This window comes from Desertihabitans aurantiacus (genome assembly GCF_003344635.1).
GTDB lineage: Bacteria > Actinomycetota > Actinomycetes > Propionibacteriales > Propionibacteriaceae > Desertihabitans > Desertihabitans aurantiacus.
Window position 1 is genome coordinate 1 of sequence record NZ_QPKK01000126.1, and the last position, 11095, is coordinate 11095.

General features: G+C 72.4%; 12 protein-coding genes. 11 read left to right on the forward strand and 1 reads right to left on the reverse strand.

Annotated features, from left to right (window positions below; all coding sequences use genetic code 11):
• The 9 genes from DVA66_RS11345 to DVA66_RS11385 all read left to right on the forward strand — a co-directional run.
• The coding region (locus tag DVA66_RS11345; RefSeq protein ID WP_114560189.1) for a peptidoglycan-binding protein at positions 1-774 on the forward strand (774 nt) is incomplete at its 5' end.
• Positions 775-778: 4 nt separating this feature from the next.
• On the forward strand, positions 779-1585 hold the full coding sequence (locus tag DVA66_RS11350; protein WP_114560190.1) for a glucosaminidase domain-containing protein: 807 nt from the start codon (positions 779-781) through the stop codon (positions 1583-1585).
• Between the two features lie 131 nt (positions 1586-1716).
• On the forward strand, positions 1717-2427 hold the full coding sequence (locus DVA66_RS11355; protein WP_198671684.1) for a helix-turn-helix transcriptional regulator: 711 nt from the start codon (positions 1717-1719) through the stop codon (positions 2425-2427).
• Positions 2428-2429: 2 nt separating this feature from the next.
• Positions 2430-3872 (forward strand): Fe-S cluster assembly protein SufB, encoded by a 1443-nt coding sequence (gene sufB / locus DVA66_RS11360; protein WP_114560192.1) that lies wholly within the window; start codon positions 2430-2432, stop codon positions 3870-3872.
• A gap of 172 nt (positions 3873-4044) precedes the next feature.
• Positions 4045-5265, forward strand: coding sequence for a Fe-S cluster assembly protein SufD (gene sufD / locus DVA66_RS11365; protein WP_114560198.1), 1221 nt, complete (start codon positions 4045-4047; stop codon positions 5263-5265).
• Between the two features lie 29 nt (positions 5266-5294).
• Positions 5295-6059, forward strand: a complete 765-nt coding sequence (gene sufC, locus DVA66_RS11370) for a Fe-S cluster assembly ATPase SufC (protein WP_114560193.1) — start codon at positions 5295-5297, stop codon at positions 6057-6059.
• A gap of 58 nt (positions 6060-6117) precedes the next feature.
• The gene (locus DVA66_RS11375; RefSeq protein ID WP_114560194.1) at positions 6118-7422 is read left to right on the forward strand and encodes a cysteine desulfurase; all 1305 of its coding nucleotides are present in this window, start codon (positions 6118-6120) and stop codon (positions 7420-7422) included.
• Positions 7419-7883, forward strand: a complete 465-nt coding sequence (gene sufU / locus DVA66_RS11380; protein ID WP_114560195.1) for a Fe-S cluster assembly sulfur transfer protein SufU — start codon at positions 7419-7421, stop codon at positions 7881-7883. The genes DVA66_RS11375 and sufU overlap by 4 nt, the downstream gene beginning before the upstream one ends.
• Position 7884: 1 nt before the next feature.
• Positions 7885-8313: a metal-sulfur cluster assembly factor gene (locus tag DVA66_RS11385; RefSeq protein WP_332872867.1), complete on the forward strand. Its 429-nt coding sequence runs from the start codon at positions 7885-7887 to the stop codon at positions 8311-8313.
• A gap of 62 nt (positions 8314-8375) precedes the next feature.
• Here the strand turns inward: DVA66_RS11385 and DVA66_RS11390 are convergent, their stop codons facing one another.
• Positions 8376-8945: an SH3 domain-containing protein gene (locus DVA66_RS11390; protein ID WP_114560196.1), complete on the reverse strand. Its 570-nt coding sequence runs from the start codon at positions 8943-8945 to the stop codon at positions 8376-8378.
• 203 nt (positions 8946-9148) lie between these two features.
• On the opposite strand from DVA66_RS11390, the gene DVA66_RS11395 reads away from it, so the two are divergent.
• Positions 9149-10747, forward strand: a complete 1599-nt coding sequence (locus DVA66_RS11395) for an ABC-F family ATP-binding cassette domain-containing protein (protein ID WP_114560197.1) — start codon at positions 9149-9151, stop codon at positions 10745-10747.
• Positions 10748-10817: 70 nt separating this feature from the next.
• On the forward strand, positions 10818-11095 hold a 278-nt coding region (locus DVA66_RS11400; protein ID WP_232821912.1), incomplete at its 3' end, for a helix-turn-helix domain-containing protein.

Below are 11095 nucleotides of genomic sequence, written 5' to 3' on the forward strand. Positions count from 1 at the left end.
CGGCTCGGCCGTCGCGCCGTGCTGCGGGGTCTCGGCCTGACCGGCCTCGGCCTCGCCACCGCCGGCGGGCTGGCCCAGGCGACGGCCACCCGCGCCGCCGCGGCCGAGGTGTCGCAGAACGGCTGGCCGGCCGCGCCGGACCTGCCGCTGAGCACCCTCACCGTCGACGGCGTCGGCTTCCCGCCCGGTGTCGCCCAGGGCGCCCCGCACGTCATCCTCGGCTGGGTCGCCCGCCAGCTGGCCGAGCGGGTCGAGGCGCCGGTCGACCCCGGGTGCTGGGGCTTCTCCTACCGCCCGGTGACCGGCGGCACCGCGCTGTCCAACCACGCCTCCGGCACCGCCATCGACTACAACGCCCCGCAGCACCCGATCGGCGCCTCCGGCACCTTCAGCACCGCCCAGGTCGGCGAGATCCACGCCATCGTGGCCTACTGCGACGGCGTGGTCCGGTGGGGCGGCGACTACAGCGGCCGCAAGGACGAGATGCACTTCGAGCTCAACCGGCCCCCGGGCGCGGCGGTGGACGCCGTCGCGGCCAAGCTCGGCGGCGGCACCCCGCCGCCGCCCCCGCGCCCGACCATCAGCGAGGGCGACCAGGGCACGGCGGTGAGCGACGCGCAGACCCTGCTCAACGCCAAGGGTGGCTACGGCCTGGTGGTGGACGGCATCTTCGGGCCCGCCACCACCGCCGCCGTGCGTGACTTCCAGGCCGCCTCCGGGCTCGGGGTGGACGGCATCGTCGGCCCGGCCACCTGGGCCGCGCTGGAGGCCTGAGCCGATGTCGATGCGCACGCCGGCGGCCGTCCGCGCCGTCCGTCTCCTGCTCGCCGCCGGCGCCTCCGCTGCCGCGGCCACCGGGTTGCTGCTCGCACCCGCCCCCGCCGCCTCGGCGATCCCGCCCGCGGACTTCCTGGCCAGCTACGCCGACGACGCCCAGGCGGGAGAGCGAGAGCACGGCGTGCCCACGTCGGTGGCGCTGGCCCAGGCCGCCCTCGAGTCGGGCTGGGGCGAGTCCTCGCTGACCCGGGACGGCAACGCCTTCTTCGGCATCAAGTGCGGCTCCGACAACGGTCCCTACGCCACCGGCTGCGTGACCAAGGAGACCACCGAGTGCGACGCCACCGGCTGCCACCCGGTGACCGCGCAGTTCCGCGCCTACGCCAGCCACGCCGATTCCTTCCGTGACCACGGCGACTTCCTGCGCAGCCGGGCGCACTACGCCCCGGCGTTCGCCTTCACCGACGACCCGGACCAGTTCGTCCGTGAGATCCACGCGGCCGGCTACGCCACCGACCCCGACTACCCCGACAAGATCATCGGCCTGATGCAGCGCTACGACATGTACCGCTACGACCTCGGCGGCGGGGACGGGACGCCGGCCCGCCCGACGATCTCCGAGGGCGACCAGGGTGCGGCGGTGAGCGAGGCCCAGACGCTGCTCAACGCCGCGGGCGGATACGGGCTGGTGGTGGACGGCATCTTCGGCCCGGCCACCGCCGCGGCCGTCCGCGACCTGCAGACCCGGCACGGGCTGCAGGTGGACGGCATCATCGGCCCCAACACCTGGTCGGTGCTCGCCGGCTGACCACCGCCGGGTCCTCGCAGGAACTGAGGGACCCCTTATTTGAGTGGGCCGGCCAATAAGAGCATGCTGGCGTTGTGAAAAGTTCCCAGAGCGCCACCAGCGGCGTCCGAGGGAACCGCACGACCCAGGTCCTGGGCACTGCGGACTCCGACGCCTCCACCCGCCAGCGGGTGCTGAGCTCCATCCTGGAGCACGGCCCGTCGACCGCGGCCGCCCTGGCCGACCGGCTCGGTCTGACTCCGGCGGCGATCCGGCGCCACCTCGACGTGCTCGGCGAGAACGCCCTGGTGGAGTCGCGCGAGCAGCGGGTGTACGGCTCGCGCGGGCGCGGACGTCCGGCCCGGGTCTTCGCGCTCACCGACAGCGGCCGCGCCGACTTCTACACCGCCTACGACGACCTGGCCATCGAGGTCCTGGAATACCTGTCCGAGACGGGTGGTTCCGATGCTGTACGGAGATTCGCCGAACGCCGGATGGCCCAGGCCGAGGAGCGCTTCCGCACCGCCGTGGCGGAGACCGAGGCCGGGACGCCCACCATGGCGCTGGCCGAGGCGCTCAGCACCGAGGGGTACGTGGCCTCCACCCGCCCGGCGATGGCGGGGGAGCAGCTGTGCCAGCACCACTGCCCGGTGGCCCACGTCGCCGAGCGGTTCCCCGAGCTCTGCGAGGTGGAGACCGAGGCCTTCGCCCGGGTGCTCGGGGTGCACGTGCAACGGCTGGCCACCATCGCCCACGGCGACGGGGTGTGCACCACGCACGTCCCCGACGTCAGCCAGCTGACCGGCCCGGCCCGTCCCGGCGGGCCCGACCGGACCGAGAACGACGCGAACAGAGAGGCGTGAGGATGACCCAGACCAGTGCCCAGACCGGAGCCACCGCTCCGACGCAGGAGGAGCACATCGACGCCCTCTCGCGCTACCAGTGGGGGTGGCACGACAGCGACACCGCCGGCGCGAGCGCCCAGCGCGGCCTGAACCCCGACGTGGTGCGCCACATCTCGGGGGCCAAGGCCGAGCCGGAGTGGATGCTCGACCTGCGGCTCAAGGCGTTGAAGCTGTTCGACCGCAAGCCGATGCCCACCTGGGGTGCGGAGCTCGACGACATCGACTTCGACAACATCAAGTACTTCGTGCGCTCCACCGAGAAGCAGGCCCAGAGCTGGGAGGACCTGCCCGAGGAGATCAAGAACACCTACGACAAGCTCGGCATCCCCGAGGCGGAGAAGGCCCGGCTGGTCGCCGGCGTCGCCGCGCAGTACGAGTCGGAGGTGGTCTACCACCAGATCAACGAGGAGCTGGAGCGCCAGGGTGTGCTCTTCCTCGACACCGACACCGCGCTGCGCGAGCACCCCGAGCTGTTCCAGGAGTACTTCGGCACCGTGATCCCGGTCGGGGACAACAAGTTCTCCGCCCTCAACTCCGCGGTCTGGTCCGGCGGCTCGTTCATCTACGTGCCGAAGGGTGTGCACGTGGAGATCCCGCTGCAGGCCTACTTCCGGATCAACACCGAGAACATGGGCCAGTTCGAGCGCACCCTGATCATCGTCGACGAGGGCGCCTACGTGCACTACGTCGAGGGCTGCACCGCGCCGATCTACAGCTCGGACTCGCTGCACTCGGCCGTGGTCGAGATCGTGGTGAAGAAGGGCGCGCGCTGCCGCTACACGACCATCCAGAACTGGTCGAACAACGTGTACAACCTGGTCACCAAGCGCGCCACCTGCGAGGAGGGCGCGACCATGGAGTGGGTCGACGGCAACATCGGCTCCAAGGTGACCATGAAGTACCCGGCCGTCTACCTGATGGGTCCGCACGCCAAGGGCGAGACGCTGTCCGTCGCCTTCGCCGGCGAGGGCCAGCACCAGGACGCCGGCTCCAAGATGGTGCACTGCGCGCCGTACACGAGCTCCTCGATCATCTCCAAGTCGGTGGCCCGCGGCGGTGGCCGCGCCTCCTACCGGGGTCTGGTGCAGGTGCAGGAGGGCGCGTCCCACTCGGCCTCCGTGGTCAAGTGCGACGCCCTGCTGGTGGACCAGATCTCCCGCTCCGACACCTACCCCTACGTCGACGTCCGCGAGGACGACGTCTCGATGGCCCACGAGGCCACCGTGTCGAAGGTGAGCGACGACCAGCTCTTCTACCTGATGAGCCGGGGCATGGAGGAGGACGAGGCGATGGCGATGATCGTCCGCGGCTTCGTCGAGCCCATCGCCAAGGAGCTCCCGATGGAGTACGCGCTGGAGCTCAACCGGCTGATCGAGCTGCAGATGGAGGGCGCGGTCGGCTGACCCGCCCCGGTCGGCGGGTCCACCCGGACCCGCCGACCCCGGCCACAACAGCGCCCTGAGCCTGTCGAAGGGCGACGAACCCGCCACCGTACGAAGGACGAGTGTGACCACGACCGACACCAGCACCGACCGCCGCCCCGACGGCACGCACCCGGACCGGGGCGTCGCCGACATCGGTCCCGGCGCGACCGCCGACAGCCTGCCCGCCGGTGAGCCCGGCGGCGCGGTGGCCGGCGCGATCGAGACCTCCACCACGGTGGCCAGCCACCTGCACCCCGGCGGCTCCTTCGAGGTGGACGACCACCCGGTGCCCACCGGGCGCGAGGAGGTCTGGCGGTTCACCCCGGTCAAGCGGCTGCGCCCGATGTTCGAGCCGGTGCCGACCGACGACTCCGCCGTCGAGCACCAGGTGACGCTGCCGCAGGGAGTCGTCCAGGGCGTTCTCGCCCCGGGCCAGGCCCCGCGCGGCACCGTGCTGGTGCCGGCCGACCGGCCCGCCGCGATCGCCTCCGCCCAGGCGGGGGAGGCGCTGCACCTGCAGGTGCCGGCCGAGCACGTCGCCACCGAGCCGATCCGGATCACCGTCACCGGCCGCGCTGCGGACCGCCGGTCCAACGCCCACTACGTGGTGGAGGCCGGGGCGCACTCCGAGGCCACCGTGGTGCTGCACCACCAGGGCAGCGCCCAGCACAACGCCAACCTCGAGGTCGTCGTCGGCGACGGCGCGCGGCTCACGGTGATCAGCGTCCAGGACTGGGACGCCGACGCCCTGCACACCGGCCAGCACGAGGCCCGGGTCGGCCGCGACGCCAGCTACCAGCACATCGCGGTCTCCTTCGGCGGGGACGTGGTCCGGCTGCAGTCCAACGTCAGCTACGCCGGCCCCGGTGGGCGCGCGGAGCTGCTCGGGCTGTACTTCGTCGACGGCGGCCAGCACATCGAGCACCGGCTGTTCGTCGACCACAACACCCCGAAGTCGGAGTCCAACGTGGACTACCGCGGCGCCCTGCAGGGCGCCGGCGCGCACGCGGTCTGGATCGGCGACGTGCTGATCCGCAAGGCCGCCGAAGGCATCGACACCTACGAGTCGAACCGGAACCTGGTGCTCACCGACGGCTGCCGGGCCGACTCGGTGCCCAACCTCGAGATCGAGACCGGTGAGATCGCCGGTGCCGGGCACGCCTCCACCACGGGACGTTTCGACGACGAGCAGCTGTTCTACCTGCGCAGCCGCGGCATCGACGAGACCGAGGCCCGCCGGCTCGTGGTGCACGGCTTCTTCGCCGACATCATCCGCCGGATCGGTGTCGACGAGGTGGAGGAGCTGCTGCTGGCGGCCGTCGAGCGCGAGCTCGAGATCACCGTCGGCGTCCCCGCCGCCCCCACCGCCTGAACCACCCGCGAACCTAGGAGCACGCAACCATGGCAACCCTGGAGATCAAGGACCTGCACGTCCAGGTCGAGACCGAGTCCGGCCCCAAGGCGATCCTCAACGGCGTCGACCTCACCATCCGCAGCGGCGAGACCCACGCCATCATGGGCCCCAACGGCTCGGGCAAGTCCACCCTCGCCTACTCGATCGCCGGCCACCCCAAGTACCAGGTCACCTCCGGCTCGGTCACCCTCGACGGGCAGGACCTGCTCGAGATGACCGTCGACGAGCGCGCCCGCGCCGGGCTGTTCCTGGCCATGCAGTACCCGGTCGAGGTCCCCGGCGTCTCGGTCGCGAACTTCCTGCGCACCGCCAAGACCGCGATGGACGGCGAGGCGCCGAAGATCCGCACCTGGGTCAAGGACGTCACCACCGCGATGGAGAAGATGCAGCTGGACTCCTCCTTCGTGCAGCGCTCGGTCAACGAGGGCTTCTCCGGCGGTGAGAAGAAGCGGGCCGAGATCGCCCAGCTGGAGCTGCTCAACCCGAAGTTCGCCGTCCTGGACGAGACCGACTCCGGCCTCGACATCGACGCCCTGCGGGTGGTCTCCGACGGCGTCAACCGGTTCACCGGGCAGGGCGACCGCGGCGTGCTGCTGATCACCCACTACACGCGGATCCTGCGCTACATCAAGCCCGACTTCGTGCACGTCTTCGTGCGCGGCAAGGTCGCCGAGCAGGGCGGCCCGGAGCTGGCCGACCGCCTGGAGGCCGAGGGCTACGACCGCTACCTGCACGAGTCCACCGGCGCCTGAGCCACCCGCGATGCCCCGGTCCCGGGGCACCGCCCACGAGCGAGGAGAGGAGCAGGAGATGACGACGACACCGACCCGGCCGGCCGACACCCCGGCGGAGCCGTCCCAGGACGTTGCGACGCAGCCGGGCCACGACGTGGCGGCGGTGCGCGAGCAGTTCCCGATCCTGGCTCGCACCGTGGCCGGGCACCCGCTGCGCTACCTGGACTCGGCCAACACCTCCCAGAAGCCGGAGCGGGTGATCGAGGCGGTCGCCGCGCACTACCGCGAGCACAACGCCAACGTGGCCCGCGCCATGCACCAGCTCGGCGCGGAGGCCACCGAGGCCTACGAGGGCGGACGCTCACGGGTCGCCCGCTTCATCGGGGCGGCGCGCGCGGAGGAGGTCGTCTTCACCAAGAACGCCTCCGAGGCGCTCAACCTCGCCGCGCACACGCTCGGTGCGAGTCTGCGCGAGGGCGACGAGGTGGTGGTCTCGGTCGCCGAGCACCACTCCAACATCGTGCCGTGGCAGCTGGCCTGCGAGCGCACCGGCGCCACCCTGCGCTGGTTCGACATCACCGAGGAGGGCCGGCTCGACCTGGCCAAGGCTGAGCGCGAGGGGTTGATCAACGAGCGCACCAAGGTCGTCTCGGTGGCCTGGGTGTCCAACGTGCTCGGCACGGTGCACCCGGTGCGGCGGATCGCGGACTGGGCGCACAGCGTGGGGGCGGTGATGGTGGTCGACGGCTGCCAGGGCGTCCCGCAGCTGCCCACCCGGGTCGCCGACCTCGGCGCGGACCTGCTGGCCTTCACCGGCCACAAGATGGTCGGCCCGACCGGCGTCGGCGTGCTCTGGGGCCGCTACGACCTGCTGGCCTCGCTGCCGCCGTTCCTCGGCGGCGGGGAGATGATCGAGGTGGTCCGGATGACCGGGTCGACCTACGCGCCGCCGCCGGCCCGCTTCGAGGCCGGGACGCCGCCGATCGCGGAGGCTGCGGTGCTCGGGGTGGCCGCGGACTGGCTGGACGAGCTGGGCATGGAGCAGGTCGCCGCCCACGAGCAGGCGATCACCCGCTACGCGCTGGAGGGGCTGCAGAGCATCAACGGCCTGCGCGTCCTCGGGCCCACCGAGGCCGTCGACCGCGGCGGGGCGATCAGCTTCACCGTCGCCGACGTCCATCCCCACGACATGGCCCAGCTGCTGGACAGCCGGGGGATCGCGGTCCGCGGCGGGCACCACTGCGCGCGTCCGCTGCACGAGCGGCTCGGCGTGCAGTCCAGCACCCGGGCCTCCTTCTACCTCTACACCACCCAGGAGGAGGTCGACGCCCTCGTCGAGGGCGTGGCCCACACCGTCCGGTTCTTCGGAGGCACGCCATGACCAACGCCGTGGAGGAGATGTACCAGGAGATCATCCTGGACCACTACCGCGCCAAGCACCACAGCGGGCTGCGCGAGTCGTACGCCGCCGAGGTGCACCACGTGAACCCCAGCTGCGGGGACGAGGTGACCCTGCGGGTCCACCTCGACGGCGGCACCGTCACCGACGTCTCCTACGACGGCGTCGGCTGCTCGATCTCGCAGGCCTCGACCTCGGTGATGACCGACCTGGTCATCGGCAAGGACGTGGACCACGGGCTCGCGCTGCACGAGGAGTTCCTCACCCTGATGCAGGGCAAGGGACAGGTGGAGCCGGACGAGGAGCGGTTGGAGGACGGCATCGCGTTCGCCGGCGTCGCCCGGTTCCCGGCCCGGGTGAAGTGTGCTCTGCTGGGGTGGTCGGCGTTCAAGGACGCGGTGCTGCAAGCCGGAGCCGGAGACCGACGCCCAGAGGAGGGCTGAGATGAGTGAGACGCAGATGAGCCAGCAGGACACCACCGCGGAGGGGACCCGTCCCTCGGACCTGGTCCGCGACACCCTGCCCGACACGGTCGACCCGGCCGCCGGGTCCGCCCCGAGCACGCGGGCGAGCCTGGAGGACCTGACCGAGGCGATGAAGGACGTCGTCGACCCCGAGCTCGGCATCAACGTCGTCGACCTCGGGCTGGTCTACGGGATCCACCTGGACGACGACGGCTCGGCCTCGATCGACATGACGCTGACCAGCGCGGCCTGCCCGCTGACCGACGTCATCGAGGACCAGACCCAGACCGCGCTGGAGGGCCTGGTCACCCGGGCGGCGATCAACTGGGTGTGGATGCCGCCGTGGAGCATGGACAAGATCACCGAGGACGGCCGCGACCAGCTGCGGGCCTTCGGCTACAACCTCTGAGGTCCGACGCGCGACGCCCCACCCGGCTCCCGGGTGGGGCGTCGTCGTGCGTCGGGGTGCGCTCAGACGGTGCACCAGGCGGGCGCTGCGCCCTCGTTCGCGACGTAGCGCGCCGCGACCCAGCCCTGGGAGCCGGCGAGCTTGTACCAGCGGTCGTTCCCCGCGACCGGCTGGCTGGGCAGCCGGCACGCCAGCGAGACCCGCTGCCCGGCCCGCAGCACCCCCAGCGACTGCTCGCCGGTGTGCGGGCCGCGCCGCACGGTCAGCGCGGTGGTGGTCCGCCCGGATCGGGCGGCCTGGTCGCCGGCGCACCGGGGGACGGTCCCGTCCACGGCCACCCAGCGGGCCGAGACCCACTCGTTGAGCGTGGGCGGCAGCGCGTACCACCGGGTGTTCCCGTCGACGGCGGTGCCGTCCACCCAGCAGCTGATCGGGATCCGGCGGCCCTGCGGCTGGTGGCCCTCGACCGGGCTGGACACGGCGGGGGCGTGGCGCACGACGACGCCGCCGCTGGCCGTGACCCGTCCCTCGTCGGCCAGCGGGGCGGCCGTGGCGGTCAGCGGGACGGCGCTGGCCGCGAACGCGGTGGCGAGCGCCCCGAGGGCGGCGAGGACGCGGTGTGCGGTGGACATGTCGTCTCCTTCCGGGCCCGCCTCTCGGGCCTCGTGACCGCACTACGCCGGGCCGGCCCGCACGCGTTGCGTGCGGTGGCTGAGAGGTCGCCAAGTTCTTCCGGCGGGCCACGCCGGCGGAACGGAGTTGAACCCGTCCGGGGGAGCGAGGATCATGGGCGTGTTTGCCTGCGTCCCCGCTGCTGAAGAAGGTCTTCCCCGTCATGCTCGTCGCCCGTGACCTCGAGGTCCGCGCCGGTGCCCGCCTGCTGCTGGAGGGGGCGTCCTTCCAGGTCGCGGCCGGGGACAAGATCGGCCTGGTCGGGCGCAACGGTGCCGGCAAGACCACGCTGACCAAGATCCTCGCGGGGCAGGCCCAGCCGGTGGCGGGCACCGTCAGCCCGGGTGGCCAGGTCGGCTACCTGCCGCAGGACCCGCGCACCGGCGACCTCGAGGTGCTCGCCCGCGACCGCATCCTGTCCGCCCGCGGGCTGGACGCCGCGCTGCGCCGGATGCGCACGGCCGAGGAGCAGATGGGCTCACCCGACGACGACGTCCGCGAGCAGGCGATGGCCCGCTACGCCCGCGCCGAGGCGGAGCTGCAGGCCGGCGGCGGCTACGCCGCGGAGGCCGAGGCGTCCCGGATCGCGAGCAACCTCGGCCTGCCCGAGCGGGTGCTCGACCAGCAGCTGCGCACCCTCTCCGGTGGGCAGCGGCGCCGGATCGAGCTGGCCCGGATCCTGTTCTCCGGCTCCGACACGCTGCTGCTGGACGAGCCGACCAACCACCTCGACGCCGACTCCGTGCTGTGGCTGCGCGGGTTCCTGCAGACCTACCCGGGTGGGCTGGTGGTGATCAGCCACGACACCGGGCTGCTGGACGCCTGCGTCACCAAGGTGTTCCACCTCGACGCCAACCGCTCGGCCCTCGACATCTACGCGATGGGCTGGAAGCGCTACCTGCAGCAGCGTGAGACCGACGAGAAGCGGCGGAAGCGGGAACGGCAGAACGCCGAGCGCAAGGCCGACCAGCTGCTCACCCAGGCCGCCAAGATGGGCGCCAAGGCCACCAAGGCCGTCGCCGCGCAGAACATGGCGCGGCGGGCCGAGCGGTTGCTCGCCGGGATCGAGGGCGAGCGGGTGCAGGACAAGGTGGCCAAGATCCGCTTCCCCGAGCCCGCCCCCTGCGGGCGTACCCCGCTGACCGCGGTGGACCTGTCCAAGACCTACGGCTCGACCGAGATCTTCACCGGGGTCGACCTGGCCATCGACCGCGGCTCCCAGGTCGTCGTGCTGGGGCTCAACGGCGCCGGCAAGACCACCCTGCTGCGGATCCTGGCCGGGCTGGAGCCCACCGACACCGGTGAGGTGCGGCCGGGCCACGGGCTGCGGCTGGGCTACTACGCCCAGGAGCACGAGACCCTCGACACCAGCCGCAGCGTGCTGGAGAACATGGTCTCGGCCTCGCCCGACCTCAACGACACCGAGGTGCGCAAGGTGCTCGGCTCGTTCCTCTTCACCGGCGACGACGTCGACAAGCCGGCCGGGGTGCTCTCCGGTGGGGAGAAGACCCGGCTCAGCCTGGCCATGCTCGTGGTCTCGGCCGCCAACGTGCTGCTGCTGGACGAGCCCACCAACAACCTCGACCCGGCCTCGCGGACCGAGGTGCTGGAGGCCATCCGCAGCTACGCCGGCGCGGTGGTGCTGGTCACCCACGACGAGGGCGCGGTGGAGGCCCTCGACCCCGACCGGGTGCTGGTGCTGCCCGACGGCACCGAGGACCTCTGGAGCCCGGAGTACGCCGACCTGGTGGCGCTGGCCTGACCGCCCTTCTCGGCGCCGGGCCGCTGCGTCATAGTGGTCTCGATCACGTGATCGAGACCAGGAGGTTGGCATGGCCGTCCCGCGAGGAGCACGGATCACCGGCGACCAGCGCGCCACCATGGCCCGCGAGCTCGGTGAGCGCTATGCCGCCGGGGAGAGCATCCGCGCTCTCGCCGACAGCACCGGACGCAGCTACGGGTTCGTGCAGGCGCTGATCCGGGAGAGCGGGGTGAGTGTCCGCTCCCGCGGTGGGGCGGTGGCGCGCCCGGCCGGCTCGACCCAGCGCTCGGCGGCCCGCTCCACCGGCTCGGGCAGCGGCCGCGAGGGTGGCCGCCGCGCACCCGGCCG